This window comes from Rhizobium sp. SG570, assembly GCF_012275345.1.
Classification (GTDB): domain Bacteria; phylum Pseudomonadota; class Alphaproteobacteria; order Rhizobiales; family Rhizobiaceae; genus Rhizobium; species Rhizobium lusitanum.
The window spans coordinates 15,547-32,021 of sequence record NZ_JAAZQI010000001.1 but is presented as its reverse complement, the minus strand read 5'-3'; the positions used below and the strand labels follow the sequence as shown (position 1 = coordinate 32,021).

Sequence of the window (16,475 nt, the reverse complement as noted above, 5' to 3'; positions counted from 1 at the left end):
AACAAAGAGTGGGAGCGCGCCGGCCAATGCGGTGCGCGGAGTGTTATTTCTTCAAGGCTCTGATGGCGAATTCGATAAGATCCTCGGGCTTGGCCTGGTATGTCTTACCCAGGCATTGTGCGACCATCTGCGGATGACAGAGATCGACGGTCGCCGAAGCGAAGCACTTGGCCGCGATAACCGGATCCTGCTCGACGAACTCGCCGGCGGCTATGCCTTCGGCGATGATCTCGGCAACCAGATCCTGAATACGAACGATGTGCTTCTCGATGACATGCCATGCGCTCTCGATGGCGATGACAACCATCTCATGAACCTTCTGCTCATCGAGCATGGTCTCCAGCGTCATCTTGTACTGGCCCATGGCGTAGGCCCGTAGTCGATCGGATGCGCTGATCGGCTGATTGCGGATATTGAGGGCCATCAGGTAACTTTGTTCGAGCATACGCCCGCAGAGAGCCTGATGAATCTCGCCCTTGGAGGCGAAGAACCGGTAGATATTCGCCGTCGACATGCCGAGATCGCGAGCAATGTCGGCAACGGTCGTCTTGCTGTAACCATAGTGGCGAAACAGCTTTTCGGCGGCAACGAGAATTCGCGCGATGTTTTCCTGACGCGCAGGATCGGCGCTGATATCGGGAAGATCGAGCATGAGCATAACCTGATGATTTACGAGTGACGATTTTCAATTTTCGTCACTCGTAAATCATCAGAGCGCCGATGTCAAGAAAGCCGCCCACAACTGCAGGCAGCTTTCAGATGCTATTGAATAAACCGAGATTGCGCCGGACAACTTGAAACAAGAGTTAAATCATCGACAACGCGCCTGGCGGAACGGAGTCGGAAGTGTCCGACATTTTGTCGCGGAACGATCGACGCGTGATCAGGCGCCCAAAAGCGCCGGGCGGAAGCGGCGGATGCTCAAAAAGCCGACAAGCACGCACACGACCAAGAGCGCCGCCTGGGCCGCAAGTATCGGCGGCTCGTTGCCATTGGGCGCCAGTGCATTGAGCACAGGTATCTTCTGGAACGATTGGACGATCAGCACGAGACAGTTGAAAAAGAGAAGCACCATGGCCCCGATGATGAAGACGGGGCGCCAGATGCCTGCAAGATGAAAGCTGTAGCGCGCCAGCGCAGTCGGTATGAAAATGAGAACGCAGAGACTGCCGACGATGATTGCCGGCGTGACAGTGTGAAACGGAAACAGAAAACCCGTCAAACTGGTAAGAATGGTCGTGACCATATAGACCAGCGTCGATCGCTCGTGACGATTGGCCGTGAGAAAACCAGAGGCAACGACAATGCCGCTGACGATGGCAATCAAACTTATGACGACGTGAATTAAGAGAATTCCAGACATTCGCCCCTCCGTTGAGTATTGCATTTCGTGAAAATGACAGCCCAATGCGCGAATGCGGAATATACATGAAACGCGCCGCGCGAACCAGCGCGGCGCTAAGCCGTGAAATGGCCGCTTAGGCGGCGTGGACTTCCAACGAAATCGGAACGGAGGCGAGTGCCTTCGAAACCGGGCAACCGGCCTTGGCCTTATTGGCAAGCTCGGTGAAAGTGGCTTCATCGGCGCCTGGAATCTTGCCCGTCAGCGTCAGATGGATCGCGGTAATGGCAAAACCGCCTTCGACGCTTTCAAGCGTCACCTTGGCCGTCGTTTCCATGCTCTCAGCAGTAAACCCGGCCTCGTTGAGGATCAGCGACAGGGCCATGGTGAAGCAACCGGCATGCGCAGCCCCGATCAACTCTTCCGGATTGGTGCCGGCCACGCCTTCGAAACGGCTGGCGAAACCGTAAGGGTAGTGATTGAGCGCGCCGCTCTGCGTCGAGATCTGGCCTTTGCCATCCTTCAAACCACCGGCCCATTGAGCCGAACCTGTACGATTGATCTGCATGTCGTCCTCCTTGTCGTTGAAATGAGCTTTGGGAGCGGAATCGCCGCCTCCCCGCAATGACCGACGGCAAACGGCATTCACGCCATCCGCCCGGACACCATAGTCCTTCTATCCGTCGAAGACGACGCCGCCGTAACAAGAGCGGCGTCGTCTTCGACGAAGCGCGGCACAGCGGATTGTTCCCACCGACAATCGCGCAAGGTTTCCAAATCATCATACAATATTATTGCCAATGTATGATGATTGGCGTATCTTGGCTTTGACGCGAAGGGTGCACGAAACGCAGGCCGGATGTCGGCCGCATGAAAGCCCCGCACATGTCCCTCGTCGCGAGAGGTTTACGGGGCAACATGCGACAGGTGTGGAGGAGATAGGGTGGATTCGCTTGAAGGACAGGAGCACGGCGCGTCAGCCCAGCCCGAGCGCCGTCCGCGCGTCCGCAGGAACGTAACAGCGTCGATCGCCGAAGACATTTGCTCCGAACGCTATCCCTCGGGCTCGACCCTGCCGCGCGAAAACGACTTGTGCGTGATGTTCGGTGTGAGCCGTACGGTCATCCGCGAATCCTTGAAAGTGCTGGAATCGAAGGGCCTCGTGCGCGGCAAACCACGCGTCGGCACCACCGTCTGCGACAAGGATGATTGGAACATCCTCGATCAGGACGTGCTGGAGTGGATGGGGCCTCATATCGCCGAATTCGATATTCTCGGATCCATCTTGGAGGCGCGCCGCACCATCGAGCCCGCCGCCGCCGAATATGCGGCGGAACGAGCCACCGCCCAGGAGATTGCCGACCTCGACCATGCGTGGCGGCAGATGCGCGATAGCGCCAATGATCCGGAAAGCTTCACCGAGGCCGATGTAGCCTTTCACAAGGTGCTGCTGAGCGCCAGCCACAACCAGGTGTTCCGCCGCCTGTCGAGCGCCATGCATGCCGGCCTCAAATACGCGCTTCATGCCTCGAATGTCGCCGCCCACAGCCGCGACGAGGCGATCACGGTCCATGGCGAATTGGTGGAGGCGCTGCGACTGCGCAACGGCGCCGCCGCCCGGAATTGCGCCCATCGCATGCTCGATCTCGCCGCCCGCGATCTTGCCGTCGAACGACGGCTGGACGATGGCCGGAGAATGAAACCAGAAACCCCGAAATCCGCGGCTGCAGACCGCTGATATCATCCAAAGCCGAAATGGAATCATACCCATGAAGATCACGAAACTGACCACGTATATTGTACCGCCGCGCTGGATGTTCCTGAAGATCGAGACCGACGAGGGCATTGTCGGCTGGGGCGAGCCTGTCGTGGAAGGCCGGGCGCTGACCGTGCAGGCAGCCGTGCATGAACTGGAAGACTATCTGATCGGCAAGGATCCCTTCCTGATCGAGGACCACTGGAACGTCATGTACCGCGCCGGCTTCTATCGCGGTGGCGCTGTCCACATGTCGGCGATTGCCGGCATCGACCAGGCGCTCTGGGACATCAAGGGCAAGGCGCTCGGACAGCCGATCCATTCGCTGCTCGGCGGCCAGGTGCGCGACAAGATCAAGGTCTATTCCTGGATCGGCGGCGACCGCCCCTCCGACGTCGCCAACAATGCGAAGGAGGTCGTCGCCCGCGGCTTCAAGGCGATCAAGCTAAACGGCTGCGAGGAGATGCAGATCGTCGACACCTACGACAAGGTGGAAAAGGCAGTCGAGACCATCGCCACCATCCGCGAGGCGATCGGTCCCTATATCGGCATCGGCGTCGACTTCCACGGCCGCGTCCATCGGCCGATGGCCAAGGTACTGGCCAAGGAGCTGGAGCCCTACAAGCTGCTGTTCATCGAGGAGCCCGTTCTCTCTGAAAACCGCGAAGCGCTGAAGGAAATCGCCAATCATTGCTCGACGCCGATCGCGCTCGGCGAGCGGCTCTTTTCACGCTGGGACTTCAAATCAGTGCTGTCGGACGGCTATGTCGACATTCTCCAGCCCGACCTCTCTCATGCCGGCGGCATCACCGAATGCCGCAAGATCGCTGCCATGGCGGAAGCCTATGACGTGGCGCTGGCGCCGCATTGCCCGCTCGGTCCGATCGCCCTTGCCGCCTGCCTGCAGGTCGATGCCGTCAGCTACAATGCCTTTATCCAGGAACAGAGCCTCGGCATCCACTACAACAAGGGCAACGACATCCTCGACTATATCTCCAACAAGGAAGTGTTCCACTATGCCGACGGCTTCGTCTCGATCCCGCAGGGACCGGGTCTCGGCATCGAGGTGGACGAGGCCTATGTCATCGAGCGTGCCAAGGAAGGCCATCGCTGGCGCAACCCGGTCTGGCGTCACGAGGACGGCAGCGTCGCCGAGTGGTAGGATCACAGTCCTTTCCTGACGGACGAAGGACCTCATATCCGCAATAACTAAGGGCCTGATGGCAGCAGATTTGCGTCATCAGGCCCTTTCTTTAGACGGTGCTCTCTTAGCCCGGCACCTTTCCCCTTTGCCGCGCTGCGGCGAAAATGGCTGCGAACTCGGTTTGCCACTCTCAAAAAAGTTGCGCCTGCAGTATCGGCGCAGATACTGCAGGCGCGTCATGCGTCTCAACAAGCCCCCAGGGAGACGCATTACCGGAGCATGATCACCAAAAGGGTGGAGTGCCTTTCGGATCCGACCATGCCCAAGCGGGCAATTTCAAACCTATTCCCGTTCACCGGTGAGATTCAGCAGCAGCTGAAAGATGTTGACGAAGTTCAGGTAGAGCGACAGAGCACCGAAGACGGCGAGCTTCTGCTGCGATTCCTGATCATGGTTCTCGGCATACTGTTCCTTGATGTTCTGCGTGTCCCAAGCGGTCAGGCCGACGAAGACGACGATACCGATCACCGAGATGGCGAACTGCAGCGCGCTCGAACCCAGGAAGATATTGACGACGCTGGCGATGATCACGCCGAACAGACCCATCATCAGGAACGAGCCGATGTTGGCAAGATCACGCTTGGTCGTATAGCCGTAGAGGCTGGTGGCGCCGAACATGGTTGCGGCGATGAAGAAGGTGCGCGCGATGCTCGTGCCGGTGAAGACCAGGAAGACCGAGGCCAGCGACAGGCCCATGACCGCACAGAATGCCCAGAACATCATCTGCGCCGTGCTTGCCGACATGGTCTGGATGCGGAAGGAGAAGAAGAACACGAAAGCGAGCGGCGCCAGCATGACGACCCACTTCAGCGGCGTCTGAAAGATCGGCACGTAGAGGGCCGGCGTCGTACCGACGACCATCGCGACGATACCCGTCAGCACGAGGCCGATACCCATGTAGTTGTAGACGCGCAGCATATGCCGGCGCAAACCCTCGTCGAAGAGCGCCTGCGAGCCGGCGGCGGCTCCGTAGCCGTATCGCGGATTGGTCGGGTTCATGGTCGTTCTCCTTTAATTCAAACTAGTACAGGCTGCGGGCGAGCTTTTCGGCATCGCCGTCGAGCTGAGCCGCCTGGCCATCGCCGATCAGCGCATAGGCGACTTCACCGATCTGCCAATAGGCAGTCTGGACGTCGTCACGCTTGATGTGGCTGACCTCCTTGACGGCAAAATTCCCCGGGCGAACGGCGAAAAGTGACAAATGTCCGTCCCTGCCGGCATCAACAGTCATTTCGACGCTCGGACCGAATTCGGACGGATAGATCTGGGCATCGGTGACGCGCCAGTCGCCCGGCAGCTCCGGCAGGACGATCGCCGTCGATGCGCGGATTTCTTCCGGATTGTAGTTCGCGGCCGCCGACTGCGGCTTGATTTGTTCCCGCACGGAAGTCGTCTTGTAGGCGCGCACCGCGTCATCGATGAAAGCCGGCGGCCGTGAGGACGCATTGACCTCGCTCGCGGTGAACGCGCCGAAGGACGTATGCGCCACCCAGCCGGTCGCCACCAATACGGCAACGGCGGCCACGCGCTGGAAAGATGCCAGCATGCGCCCATAGACCAGTCCGCGCTCCAGCCGCCGGGCGGCCTCGCGGGTCTCTGCCCTGAGCACATGGCTCTCACCGGCCAGCGCCATGCGCAGCTCGCCACGGATGCTCATATCCGCCATGACCTTGGCGGCGATCTCGGGATGCTCCGACAGATAGGATTCGACCTCGACACGGCGCGCGACCGGCAGCTCGCCATCGACATAGGCGTCGAGATCGGTATCGATGATCGGATCAACCGTTTTCATTGCCGCCTCCCTCGATAAGCCTGAGATGTGAAACCTTGGAGGTAGCCTCCTCGAAATTGCGCAGGCTCGCCCGGGCCCTTGAGATGCGGGACATCAGCGTGCCGACAGGAATGCCAAGCGCGGACGCCGCTTCCTGATAGGAAAGGTCTTCGATCGCCACGAGATGCAGCGCTTCGCGCTGTTCCTCAGGCAGACTGAAAAAAGCCTCGCGCACCTGGCTCAGGCGGACCGTATGGTCCTGCGACGCCGGTAGCGCCACCTCAAGCTCGGCGGCCGCCTCTTCGTGGCGACGATTCAGCGATTTCTTCTGACGCAGGCGGTCGATATGCACATTGTGCAGGATCGACAGCAACCAGGTCCGCAGGTTGCCGCCGCGACGGAAGGACGCCTTGCGCTCATATGCCTTGACCAGCGCGTCATGCACCAGATCTTCGGCCTCGTCCGCATTGCGCACGAGCGAGCGGGCATAACGTCTCAGCGAACCGAGCTGCCCCAAAACATCGAATGTGCGTCCTTTGCGATCCATACACCTATATACGGAAGCGCTCCGGATTCTATTCCATCGCTTTTCGAAATTTTTTGCTGACGGCCTACATCAGCACGAAATCCTGGGGCTGCGGCAGCGGCGGCAGATCGGTTTCGCCAAGCGCCTCGCGCAGATTGATCTCGATCGTATCGGCAAGGGCGCTGATTGCCAGCGCATTCGGACGATGGCCGAAGGGATCCTCCAGCTCATCGCCCAGCGCATCGAGACCGAAGAAAGTATAAGCGATGAGAGCCGTGACGAAGGGCGAACCCCAGCCGAGCGTATCGACGAAGCCGAAGGGCAGCAGGAAGCAGAAGAGATAGGCGGTGCGATGCAAAAGCAGCGTATAGCCGAAAGGCAGCGGCGTATTGCGAAGGCGCTCGCAGGCGGCCTGCACCGCACCCATCTGGCCGATGCTGATATCCAGCATCTGATATTGGATATCCGAAATCGCGCCCTTCGCCTTCAGACGTGCAAGATCGGCTGAGATCAGGCGCAGGATGAGATTCGGCCGGTTCTGCGCTGCGCGATAGAACTCGGCCTCGCTCGATGTCAGAAGGCGCAACACTTTGCTGTCGTCGCCACCCGATCGCAGAAGGCAGACCAGCGCCTGCGCAAAAGCCATGGTCAGACGCAGCAGGGTCTTCCGCGCCTCGATACCAGCCTCACCTTCCGCTTCAAGGATCAATGTCTGACGGGCAAAGCCGCGGGCGACATAGACGAGCTGACCCCAGTCGCGCCGACCCTCCCACCAGCGGTCGTAGGCGGCATTGTTGCGAAAGCCGAGGAAAATCGAAAGCGCGATGCCGAGCAGGGAAAGCGACGATCCGTTGAAGGACACGACCAGATTCGGCCGCTCCTCATGTCCCCAGACGATCAAAGCCGACAGCAGGAAGATGGCGACGATCTGCGGCAGGATTCGCAGGATGATCGAACCGCGAACAATGAAGAAAAGCTGGAAGAGATTCGGCCGGTCGCGGACGATCATGACGAAACGCACTCTCGATATGTGTCTGGTGTCAGGCAGCAATACACCAGACGAGCCGCGAGTAACGAGCTTTTCTTGCAATGCGGCCGTGACCGGCGATCATCGCTCGCCGGTCATGCGACCAAGTGCTGGTCAGTTCGCGCTGGCGTTTGCCGTTACCAGAACCGGGTCAGCGCGAAAATCCCTGGGAAAGAGATGCTGCAGATTCTTGATCTTCGGCATGTCGTTGATGACGATATAGGGATAGTCGGGATGCGTCGTCAGGAAATCCTGGTGATAGCTCTCGGCGGCATAGAATTGCCTAGATGGCTCGATGCGGGTGACGATCGCGGCGTCGAACACCTTAGCGTGATTGAGCTGATCGATATAGGCGCGCGCAATATCGGCCTGTTCCTGACTGCTCGGGAAGATCGCCGAACGATACTGCGTGCCGCTGTCCGGCCCCTGATAATTCAGCTCCGTCGGATCATGCGCGACCGAGAAATAGATCTGCAGCAGATGTCCGTAGCTGACCTTGCGCGGATCGAAAACGACGCGCACGGATTCGGCATGGCCGGTATCGCCGGTGCTCACCATTTCGTAATGCGCCCCATCCTTGCCGCCGCCGGCATAGCCTGACGTCGCGCTGATCACGCCGTTGACATGCTGGAACACGCCCTGCACGCCCCAGAAGCAGCCGCCGGCAAGCACGACCGTCTCCGTGCTGGCGGAACCAGCCTTCTCGTCCATGCTTGGCGCGGGAATGACGCGCGCGTCCTCGGCCGAAGCGCGGCCGACAAATTGCAGCGCCATACCGCCGACGAGCACCGCCGCGACCGTGAGGCCGGCGAAACGGGCGACACGCGCTGAGCGAATGCGGATCATGTCCGTCGATAAAGTCTTCATGACGATCTCCTCTCGACCGCGATTGTAAACGCTCCGGTCACAAGGAGATACGGGAAGACGGGGCCTTTTGTTACACACGCCCGCGTGAAACACCGAAACGTGAATGATCCAGCCGAACTGATCAGTAGTGCGGCGGCTTGGTGATCGCTGGCGCGTCGAGCGACTGCTCCTCCAGCATCAGAAACCGCTCCGCGAGCCGATCGAGCTTGTGCCTGGTCTGCTCGACCACCTTCCATTGCTCCGCAATCTGGTCGGACAGTTCCTCGATGATCTTCGCCTGGTAGGCAACCGTCTCCTCCAGTGTCGTGATGCGGCTTTGCTCGTCTGACATGTCCAATCCCCTTCGGCAGCGATCTATATCACCGAACCCATCACGTACAGGTCACAATTCGCCACAAGGCCAGCGATGACGTTGTTTAACGGTGATGTGACAAAACTGAAAAACATGTGAAAAGACCCGTTACTCAACTGACATGGGGGCCTTCTAAAGAGTGCGCAGAGACGCGCCTGTTTTGAAGGGAATCCCCTCGCTGGCGCATTGCTTCTGAAGACTCCGGAGACGCGCCTTGAAGATCATCCAGATCACCGACACCCATTTGAGCCCAACCAAGCCGCATTTCAACGGCAATTGGGAGCCGCTGGCAAAATGGATCGAGGCGAGCGGCGCCGATCTTGTCGTCCACACCGGCGATCTCAGCGTCGACGGCGCCGACAAGGACGAAGACCTTACCTTTTCCATGGACCTGATGCGCCAGATCTCCGTGCCGATGCTGATCGTGCCCGGCAATCACGATGTTGGCCATCTGCCGGGATCGTATCAGCCCGTCAACCCGGAACGGCTGGAGCGCTGGCGCCGCCTCGTCGGCCCGGATTACTGGGCGAAGGACGTCGACAATTGGCGGCTGATCGGGCTCAACAGCCTGCTGATGGGCTTCGAGGATGCCGAGGAGAACAAGCAGTTCGAATGGCTGCAGGAGATGCTGGAAAGCCGTGATGGTCGCCGCGTCGCCCTCTTCGCCCACAAGCCGCTCTTCGTCGACGCACCCGACGAAGGCGATACCGGCTATTGGAGCGTACGTCCGGCGCAGCGCCGCCGACTGTATGATCTGATAGCAGCCCACGACGTCGCCCTGCTCGGCAGCGGTCACCTGCACTGGACCTGGGAAGGCCGCTTCAACGATACGGCCCTCGTCTGGGCGCCTCCTGCCGCCTTCATCCTCGACAAGATGGAACGCGAGATGCCCGGGGAGCGGCTTGTCGGCGCCGCCATTCATGACCTTGGCGAGAGCGTATCGACGGAGCTCGTCGCAGTATCGGGCATGACCGCCTACTTCCTCGATGACGTCGTCATGGAGGTCTATCCGCAGGCCGCCCCGAAGCTTCAGAAGGAGGCGACCGAATGAGCGCCCTTTCGCTTCGCGGCATCGCCAAATCCTTCGGCGGCAACGCCATCCTTAAAGGTGTCGATCTCGACGTCGAACCAGGCGAATTCATCGCCCTCGTCGGTCCTTCCGGCTGCGGCAAGAGCACGCTGCTGCGCATCCTGGCAGGACTTGAGCATGCCGACAGCGGCGAGATCGTTCTTGGCGGCACCGACGTCTCCGGCGTCGCAGCCGCCGACCGCAACATCGCCATGGTCTTCCAGTCCTACGCGCTCTACCCGCATCTGACCGCATCTGAAAACATCGCCGTGCCGCTTGCCATGCGCCGCCTGACCCGCGTCCAGCGCCTGCCCTTTATCGGCTCGCTGATCCCCGGCCAGCGCAGCACCCGCCGCGCCATCATCCGCGACGTCCGCGAAATGGCCGTTTCGCTGAAGATCGACCATCTGCTCGACCGCAAGCCCGGTCAGATGTCCGGCGGCCAGCGCCAGCGCGTGGCGCTTGCCCGCGCCATGGTGCGCCGCCCCAGCGTCTTCCTGATGGACGAGCCGCTTTCCAATCTCGATGCCAATCTGCGCGTCCATGCCCGCGGCGAGATCGTCGATCTGCATCGCCGTGCCGGCGTGCCGACTGTCTATGTCACGCACGACCAGGCCGAGGCACTTTCCATGGCCGACCGCGTCGCCGTGATGATCGGCGGGCAGTTGCTGCAGCTGGCCTCGCCGCAGGTGATCTATGACGATCCGAGCCATGTCGAAGTCGCTCGTTTCGTCGGCCAGCCGCGCATCAACCTTTTGCCGGCGCTCGCCGAAAACGGCTTCGTCGCCTTCGGCGGCATCCGGCTCGCACTCGAAGACGGCAGCTTTGCCGGCAAGAATGTAACGCTCGGCATCCGGCCGGAATTCGTGAGCCTCACGCAGGGACGGCAGGATGCGCTTGCCGCCCATATCGAGCGCATGGAATTCCTCGGCTCCGAGGTCATTCTCTATGCCAAGCTCGATGCCATCGGCGAAACGATGATCGTCAAGCTTACACCCGCAGAGGCCGCGGGGCTCTCCGCCGGCATGCCAGTGGCGCTGACGCTTGCCCCGGAACAGGCCATGGTCTTCGCCGAGGACGGACGCCGCCTGCGCACCGTTCCCGCGACAGTCGACACCGCCAGGGAGAAGGCGCATGGCTAGCATTGCCGCCACTTCCCTGCCGATGCAGACGGCGGCGGCGCGCGAACGCAGCGAAGCCCGCACCGCCCTCCTCTTCGCGCTGCCAGCCATCATCCTGATCGTGCTGTTCATCCTGGTGCCGATCATTGCCGTCGTCGTCCTCGGCTTCACGGATTTCCAGCTCGGCGACAAGAGCCTGCGCTTCGTCGCCTTCGAGAATTATGCGCATCTGCTGAAGGATCGCGCCTTTATGAAGTCGCTCTGGAACACGACGGTCTATACGGCCATCGTCGCTCCCATCTCGATCGTGCTCGGCCTCGGCGTCGCGCTGCTGATCGAGAGCGAAGGCATCGGCCGCAGCTTTTTCCGCACAGCCTACTTCCTGCCCGTGGCTTCGCTGATCGTCGCGATGGCGACCGTCTGGCAGTACCTCTTCCATCCCACAATCGGCCCGATCAACGCTCTTCTCGCCGAGATCGGGGTGCGCGGCCCAAACTGGCTCGGCTCTTCGGCAACCGCCCTCTACAGCCTGTCGATCATCGGCGTCTGGCAGTCGGTCGGCTTCAACATGGTGCTGTTTCTCGCCGGTCTCACAGCCATCCCGCGTGAACTTTATGCCGCAGCCGAAGTGGATGGCGCGAAATCGGCGTGGGACCGCTTCTGGCTCGTCACCTGGCCGATGCTCGGACCGACCACGCTTTTCGTCACGACCATCAGCATCATCAACGCGGTCAAGGTTTTCGACACCGTCAAGGCGCTGACCGAGGGCGGCCCGAACCATGCCTCGGAGGTGCTGCTCTTCACCATCTACCAGGAAGGCTTCGTCTACCTCAGGGTCGGCTATGCCTCGGCGATGACGACGGTCTTTCTCGCCATTCTCGTCGTGCTGACCTTCCTGCAATATCGCGTCCAAGACCGGCAGGTGCATTACACATGACCTCGACAGGCTTCACTCCCGGCCGCATCCTGCGCCTCTCCTTGCTGATCCTCGGCTCGCTCGTCTTTCTTGCGCCCTACATTTTCATGATCTCGACCGCCGGCAAGGCGCAGGACGACATCTTCACCTCGGCGCTGCGGCTGATCCCGACGCATTTCTTCTATATCGAGAATGTCGCCAAGGCGCTGAGCAAGGTTGATATGGGCAGGCTGCTGTTCAACGGCGTCCTCGTCTGCGGCCTGATCTTCTTCTTCCAGGTGCTGATCGCCATTCCCTGCGCCTATGCCATGGCCAAGCTGAAATTCCCGGCTGCGCGCATGATGATGGTGCTGGTCATGCTCGGGCTGCTGATCCCGATCCACGCGACCGCGCTGCCGCTCTATGTCGGCTTCAACAGCCTGTCGCTGCTGAACAGCTATACTGCCCTGGTCGCGCCCTTCTCGATCTCGGTCTTCGCGATCTTCATGTTCCTGCAGTTCTTCCGCGCCATGCCTGATGATCTCATCCACGCCGCCCGCCTCGACGGCATGTCGGAGCTCGGCATCGTCGCCCGCGTCATCGTGCCGAATGCCTGGCCGGCGGTAACAGCCTTCGCGATCTTCTCGGTCGTCGCGCACTGGAACGACCTCTACTGGCCGCTGATCGTCATCAGCAAGCAGGACTACGCCACGCCGCCGCTGGGCCTCATGTATTTCCGCGCCGCCGAAGCCGGCGACGACTACGGCGCGCTCATGGCGGCAACCCTGATCATCACCCTTCCCCTCGTCGTCGCATTCCTGCTTGCACAGAAGCGTTTCGTCGAGGGCATCACCATGACCGGTCTCAAAGGCTGACCGGTTCGAAACAGGAGAACGAGCGATGAAGCATATCACCCAGATTCTCGCCGCCGCGGCCATTTCGATGGTCGTGTCGGTCCCGGCCTATGCCGAGACGACCTTGACGGTTCACTACCCCATGCCCGGCTTCTTCAAGAACGTGATGGACACGATCTCGAAGAAATTCATGGAAGAAAATCCCGATATCAAGATCCAGTTCGCCGCTCCCTCGGCCACCTATGAGGAAGGCATCCAGACCATTCTTCGCCAGGCCGGCACGAGCGAGATGCCCGATGTCACCTTCATCGGCCTCAACCGCCTGCGCATGATGGACGAGCGCAATGTTGCCGTCGATCTCGGGCCGCTCGTCAAGAAAGACGGCAACATGGCCGAGCAGGGCTTCTCCGACACGATCCTGAAGCTCGCCCAGGTCAAGGGCAAGCAGGTCGGCCTCGCCTTCGCGACGTCGAACCCGATCATGTACTACAATGCCGACCTGGTGAAGGCCGCCGGCGGCGACCCGAACAACCCTCCGAAGACCTGGGACGAAGTCATCACGCTCGCCGGCAAGATCAAGGCGCTCGGCAACGGCGTCGACGGCATGGACTTCCGCTGGCAGGGCGACGACTGGATGTTCTCCGCCCTGCTCTTCGGCGCCGGCGGCAAGATGCTGAGCGACGACGAAAGCAAGGTCGCCTTCAACGGTCCTGAGGGACAGAAGGCCGTCGAACTGATCCAGCGCTTCGTCAAGGAAGGCGGCATGCCGGTCTTCACCAAGGCCGCCGGCGAACAGGCTTTCGCTGCGGGCAAGGTCGGCTTCGAATTCCAGACCACCGGCGCACTGGTCAACACGATCAAGAACGTCGGCACCAAGTTCGACCTGCGCACGGCCAAGATCCCGCTGATCGATCCGGTCAACGGCCGCCTCCCCACAGGCGGTAACGCCGTCGTCATCCTGACGCATGATCCGGTGAAGGAAGAGGCCGCCTGGAAGTTCGCCAAGTTCGCCGCCGGCCCCTACGGCGCGTCCGTCGTCGTTCCCGGCACCGGCTACGTTCCGAACAACGAACTTGCCGCCAAATCGGCCAACTATCTCGGCGACTTCTACAAGAAGAACCCGCTGTTCCAGGCCGGCCTCAGCCAGATGTCGGTCATGATCCCCTGGTATGCCTTCCCCGGCGCCAATGGTGTCAAGGTCACGCAGACCATCGTCGACAACCTGTCGCGCATCGTCGATGGCTCGGCCGCGCCGAAGGAAGCGCTTGAAGATGCAGCTTCCGACGTCGAAGGCATGCTGCCGCGCAGCTGATTGCCGGATCGGGTTTGAAATCCGCGCCGCCTCTCTTTGGGAGGCGGCGTTTTCATGTGCAGAGATCCGTCAGGATTGAATGGCGAGATTGCGCACGGTTCCGCCCGGCCGCAACCGGTAGGGAACGGTCAGATGTCGCGCCGGTGCGGCATTCTCCGCCATGTCGAGCAGCAGCGAAGCCGCCGCCGCCCCCATTGTCCCATCCGGTATCTCCACTGTCGTCAGCGAAACCTCCGTCAGCAGGCCGAGGGAAATGCCATCGAAACCGGCGACGGAGATATCACGTGGGATCGACAGCCCCTGACGCCGCAGCGCACCCATAACCCCGAGCGCCAGAAGATCGTTGGAGGCGATGATCGCCGTCGGGCAAAACTGCGAAACAACGTCCGAGAGATCGAGCTGCCCCAGGCTGCTGATGAAGGAAATCTCCAGGGCGTCGAGAGGCTGTAGACCTGCGGACTCCATCGCCTTGAGATAGCCGAGATAGCGCAACTTTGCCCGATCCGATGCGGAAAAATGGCCTGAGATGAACAGGATGCGCCGATGCCCCTTCTGCAGGAGATGATCCGTCAGATCCCGGCCGGCGCCAAAATTGTCGGTCGCGACGGCGGCGGTGAAGCGGGCGGTCGGCAGATTGCCGAGCAGCACGGTCGGCGGCAGGGCGGAAGACAGAGCCGGGCTGCGTTCGGGATCGCAGACCGTGAGGATGAGGCCGGTCGGCTGCTGCTGGAGCAATGACGCGACGGCATCCGCCTCCTGTGCCGGATCGTAATTCGATTGCGCGATCAGCACGCTGTGACCCGCATGAAGAGCCCGGTTCTGAATGCTCGACAACGACGCCGCGAACACCGGATTGGTGATGCTGGGAATGAGCACGCCGATCGCCGGCCGTCGATTGCCGGCGCGGCCGCCGGCGCGATAGCCGAGCTCCGCCGCCGCCCGACGCACCCGACGCACCATCTCATCGCTGACGGGACCGTTGCGGTTCAGCACCCGGCTGGCGGTCGCAACCGAACAACCGGCACGAAAAGCGACCTGCTGGAGCGTCGACAAGATATCAAGCACCTTCGGCTTCGGATTTCAGCATCGAGGCTGACATCGCCCATAGGGAATGGCGGGGATTTATATCAAATCGATTACAGTTATTTGACGCTCGTCCGATACAGCCGTGACATCTGCGCTCTTGATCTTTGCTGCGGCGCAACAGATCTTCAACGGATCACGGCGCAAATGATGCTGTCATCAACCGATGCCATGATTGCCGCTGTGATCCGCAGATCCGACCCTTTGAAAGGATGCTCTCATGTCTGAAGCAGAAGCACGGACGCCTGCCACCCCCAGAGAAAAGACCGAACGGCTGTTTTTCCTCGATATCAACGACGGCCGAATTCTATCCTCCGCCATCGACGGAACCGACCTCAAGCTGATCATCCAGCGCCTGGGCCGCAGCCCGGACGGCATTCTCGTCGACAGCGAGAACGGCTGGCTCTACTGGACGGAAATGGGCACCGACTACAACGCCCATGACGGCTCGATCGAGCGCATTAATCTCGACGGCAGCAACCATGTCACACTGATCCCGCCGGGCAGCACGCTGGTCACGCCGAAGCAGATCCAGATCGACCACGACAACGGCACGCTCTACTGGTGCGACCGCGAGGGCATGCGTGTCATGCGCGCCAACATCGACGGCTCCGACATCGAAACCCTGGTGCAGAACGGCGACAGTCCGCAGGACAGTGCCGATATCGAACGCTGGTGCGTGGGCATCGCCCTCGACCTGCCGCTCGGGCAGATCTACTGGACGCAGAAGGGGCCACCGGACGCCGGCCTCGGCCGCATCCTCCGCGCCAGCATCGACATTCCCGAAGACGAGACGGCAACGAGACGCAGCGATATTGAGACCCTGCTCGACAAGCTGCCGGAACCGATCGACCTCGAACTCGATCTCGCCACCCGCACCATCTACTGGACCGACCGCGGCAATCTCCCACGTGGGAATACCGTCAACCGCGCCAGCATGGACGACATCGCGGCAACATCCGAAGTCGTCCTGGAGGGCCTCGACGAAGGCATCGGCCTGTCGCTCGACCTGCCGAACAATCGCATGTTCTTCACCGATATCGGCGGCAATCTCTATTCGGCGAGCCTCGACGGCTCGGGCGAACGCGAACTGCTTCACCACGCGGGTTCGTTCACCGGGATTGTCTACGCGGTGGTTTGAGATTTCCAATCGGCTCCGGGTCGCGGGATTGCCTCTCACCCTAGCCCTCTCCCCGTTTTGACGGGGAGAGGGAACGACTTCGGTACCCTCGTCCAACAGCTAGCTGAATGGAAGGCTGCGGGAGCGACTATCCCCTTCTCCCCGCAAGCGGGGAG

At 60.9% G+C, this 16,475-nt stretch carries 18 protein-coding genes; 8 read left to right on the top strand and 10 right to left on the bottom strand.

What is annotated here, in order from left to right:
- Positions 1 to 43: 43 nt before the first annotated feature.
- The 3 genes from FHT28_RS00155 to FHT28_RS00145 form a co-directional block, all read right to left on the bottom strand.
- Entirely contained in the window at positions 44 to 652 is a 609-nt protein-coding gene (locus FHT28_RS00155) for a TetR family transcriptional regulator (RefSeq protein WP_047555414.1), read from the bottom strand.
- A 231-nt stretch (positions 653 to 883) separates the two neighbouring features.
- Positions 884 to 1,363, bottom strand: a complete 480-nt coding sequence (locus FHT28_RS00150) for a hypothetical protein (RefSeq protein ID WP_047555120.1) — start codon at positions 1,361 to 1,363, stop codon at positions 884 to 886.
- A gap of 115 nt (positions 1,364 to 1,478) precedes the next feature.
- On the bottom strand, positions 1,479 to 1,910 hold the full coding sequence (locus FHT28_RS00145) for an OsmC family protein (RefSeq protein WP_034483104.1): 432 nt from the start codon (positions 1,908 to 1,910) through the stop codon (positions 1,479 to 1,481).
- A 375-nt stretch (positions 1,911 to 2,285) separates the two neighbouring features.
- Here FHT28_RS00145 and FHT28_RS00140 point away from each other — a divergent pair, with 375 nt between their 5' ends.
- Together FHT28_RS00140 and dgoD are read left to right on the top strand one after the other, a co-directional pair.
- Positions 2,286 to 3,080, top strand: a complete 795-nt coding sequence (locus FHT28_RS00140; protein ID WP_047555117.1) for a FadR/GntR family transcriptional regulator — start codon at positions 2,286 to 2,288, stop codon at positions 3,078 to 3,080.
- Between the two features lie 31 nt (positions 3,081 to 3,111).
- The gene (gene dgoD, locus FHT28_RS00135; protein ID WP_037200032.1) at positions 3,112 to 4,260 is read left to right on the top strand and encodes a galactonate dehydratase; all 1,149 of its coding nucleotides are present in this window, start codon (positions 3,112 to 3,114) and stop codon (positions 4,258 to 4,260) included.
- Positions 4,261 to 4,584: 324 nt separating this feature from the next.
- On the opposite strand, the gene FHT28_RS00130 is transcribed toward dgoD, so the two are convergent.
- The 6 genes from FHT28_RS00130 to FHT28_RS00105 form a co-directional block, all read right to left on the bottom strand.
- Positions 4,585 to 5,301: a Bax inhibitor-1/YccA family protein gene (locus FHT28_RS00130; protein WP_037200031.1), complete on the bottom strand. Its 717-nt coding sequence runs from the start codon at positions 5,299 to 5,301 to the stop codon at positions 4,585 to 4,587.
- Positions 5,302 to 5,323: 22 nt separating this feature from the next.
- A complete protein-coding gene (locus FHT28_RS00125) occupies positions 5,324 to 6,094 on the bottom strand; it encodes an anti-sigma factor (RefSeq protein WP_168595293.1) in 771 nt (256 codons plus the stop codon).
- Entirely contained in the window at positions 6,081 to 6,620 is a 540-nt protein-coding gene (locus FHT28_RS00120) for a sigma-70 family RNA polymerase sigma factor (RefSeq protein WP_037200026.1), read from the bottom strand. Before FHT28_RS00120 ends, FHT28_RS00125 begins: the two co-directional genes overlap by 14 nt.
- 64 nt (positions 6,621 to 6,684) lie before the next feature.
- A complete protein-coding gene (locus FHT28_RS00115; RefSeq protein WP_168595292.1) occupies positions 6,685 to 7,608 on the bottom strand; it encodes a bestrophin family protein in 924 nt (307 codons plus the stop codon).
- A 132-nt stretch (positions 7,609 to 7,740) separates the two neighbouring features.
- Positions 7,741 to 8,493 (bottom strand): peptide-methionine (S)-S-oxide reductase MsrA, encoded by a 753-nt coding sequence (gene msrA / locus FHT28_RS00110; RefSeq protein WP_168595291.1) that lies wholly within the window; start codon positions 8,491 to 8,493, stop codon positions 7,741 to 7,743.
- A 121-nt stretch (positions 8,494 to 8,614) separates the two neighbouring features.
- Positions 8,615 to 8,824, bottom strand: a complete 210-nt coding sequence (locus FHT28_RS00105) for a SlyX family protein (protein ID WP_037200023.1) — start codon at positions 8,822 to 8,824, stop codon at positions 8,615 to 8,617.
- Between the two features lie 235 nt (positions 8,825 to 9,059).
- Here FHT28_RS00105 and FHT28_RS00100 point away from each other — a divergent pair, with 235 nt between their 5' ends.
- From FHT28_RS00100 to FHT28_RS00080, 5 genes are read left to right on the top strand one after another with little or no spacing between them, the layout of a single operon-like run.
- On the top strand, positions 9,060 to 9,896 hold the full coding sequence (locus FHT28_RS00100; protein WP_168595290.1) for a metallophosphoesterase: 837 nt from the start codon (positions 9,060 to 9,062) through the stop codon (positions 9,894 to 9,896).
- The gene (locus FHT28_RS00095) at positions 9,893 to 11,056 is read left to right on the top strand and encodes an ABC transporter ATP-binding protein (RefSeq protein ID WP_047555087.1); all 1,164 of its coding nucleotides are present in this window, start codon (positions 9,893 to 9,895) and stop codon (positions 11,054 to 11,056) included. The genes FHT28_RS00100 and FHT28_RS00095 overlap by 4 nt, the downstream gene beginning before the upstream one ends.
- Positions 11,049 to 11,972 (top strand): sugar ABC transporter permease, encoded by a 924-nt coding sequence (locus FHT28_RS00090; protein WP_047555085.1) that lies wholly within the window; start codon positions 11,049 to 11,051, stop codon positions 11,970 to 11,972. Before FHT28_RS00095 ends, FHT28_RS00090 begins: the two co-directional genes overlap by 8 nt.
- A complete protein-coding gene (locus FHT28_RS00085; protein WP_092573517.1) occupies positions 11,969 to 12,805 on the top strand; it encodes a carbohydrate ABC transporter permease in 837 nt (278 codons plus the stop codon). Before FHT28_RS00090 ends, FHT28_RS00085 begins: the two co-directional genes overlap by 4 nt.
- A gap of 25 nt (positions 12,806 to 12,830) precedes the next feature.
- Positions 12,831 to 14,096: an ABC transporter substrate-binding protein gene (locus FHT28_RS00080; protein WP_092573518.1), complete on the top strand. Its 1,266-nt coding sequence runs from the start codon at positions 12,831 to 12,833 to the stop codon at positions 14,094 to 14,096.
- A 69-nt stretch (positions 14,097 to 14,165) separates the two neighbouring features.
- Here FHT28_RS00080 and FHT28_RS00075 read toward each other — a convergent pair whose 3' ends face one another.
- Positions 14,166 to 15,149 (bottom strand): substrate-binding domain-containing protein, encoded by a 984-nt coding sequence (locus FHT28_RS00075; protein WP_047555413.1) that lies wholly within the window; start codon positions 15,147 to 15,149, stop codon positions 14,166 to 14,168.
- Between the two features lie 250 nt (positions 15,150 to 15,399).
- Here FHT28_RS00075 and FHT28_RS00070 point away from each other — a divergent pair, with 250 nt between their 5' ends.
- Positions 15,400 to 16,320 (top strand): 3-hydroxyacyl-CoA dehydrogenase, encoded by a 921-nt coding sequence (locus FHT28_RS00070; protein WP_168595289.1) that lies wholly within the window; start codon positions 15,400 to 15,402, stop codon positions 16,318 to 16,320.
- Positions 16,321 to 16,475 lie beyond the last annotated feature (155 nt).

Excerpts from the sequence above, each read along its gene's own strand:
- FHT28_RS00155 (WP_047555414.1), bottom strand. The coding sequence starts at position 652 with ATGCTCGATCTTCCCGATATCAGCGCCGATCCTGCGCGTCAGGAAAAC.
- FHT28_RS00150 (WP_047555120.1), bottom strand. The coding sequence starts at position 1,363 with ATGTCTGGAATTCTCTTAATTCACGTCGTCATAAGTTTGATTGCCATC.
- FHT28_RS00145 (WP_034483104.1), bottom strand. The coding sequence starts at position 1,910 with ATGCAGATCAATCGTACAGGTTCGGCTCAATGGGCCGGTGGTTTGAAG.
- dgoD (WP_037200032.1), top strand. The coding sequence starts at position 3,112 with ATGAAGATCACGAAACTGACCACGTATATTGTACCGCCGCGCTGGATG.
- FHT28_RS00130 (WP_037200031.1), bottom strand. The coding sequence starts at position 5,301 with ATGAACCCGACCAATCCGCGATACGGCTACGGAGCCGCCGCCGGCTCG.
- FHT28_RS00125 (WP_168595293.1), bottom strand. The coding sequence starts at position 6,094 with ATGAAAACGGTTGATCCGATCATCGATACCGATCTCGACGCCTATGTC.
- FHT28_RS00120 (WP_037200026.1), bottom strand. The coding sequence starts at position 6,620 with ATGGATCGCAAAGGACGCACATTCGATGTTTTGGGGCAGCTCGGTTCG.
- FHT28_RS00115 (WP_168595292.1), bottom strand. The coding sequence starts at position 7,608 with ATGATCGTCCGCGACCGGCCGAATCTCTTCCAGCTTTTCTTCATTGTT.
- msrA (WP_168595291.1), bottom strand. The coding sequence starts at position 8,493 with ATGAAGACTTTATCGACGGACATGATCCGCATTCGCTCAGCGCGTGTC.
- FHT28_RS00105 (WP_037200023.1), bottom strand. The coding sequence starts at position 8,824 with ATGTCAGACGAGCAAAGCCGCATCACGACACTGGAGGAGACGGTTGCC.
- FHT28_RS00095 (WP_047555087.1), top strand. The coding sequence starts at position 9,893 with ATGAGCGCCCTTTCGCTTCGCGGCATCGCCAAATCCTTCGGCGGCAAC.
- FHT28_RS00090 (WP_047555085.1), top strand. The coding sequence starts at position 11,049 with ATGGCTAGCATTGCCGCCACTTCCCTGCCGATGCAGACGGCGGCGGCG.
- FHT28_RS00085 (WP_092573517.1), top strand. The coding sequence starts at position 11,969 with ATGACCTCGACAGGCTTCACTCCCGGCCGCATCCTGCGCCTCTCCTTG.
- FHT28_RS00080 (WP_092573518.1), top strand. The coding sequence starts at position 12,831 with ATGAAGCATATCACCCAGATTCTCGCCGCCGCGGCCATTTCGATGGTC.
- FHT28_RS00070 (WP_168595289.1), top strand. The coding sequence starts at position 15,400 with ATGTCTGAAGCAGAAGCACGGACGCCTGCCACCCCCAGAGAAAAGACC.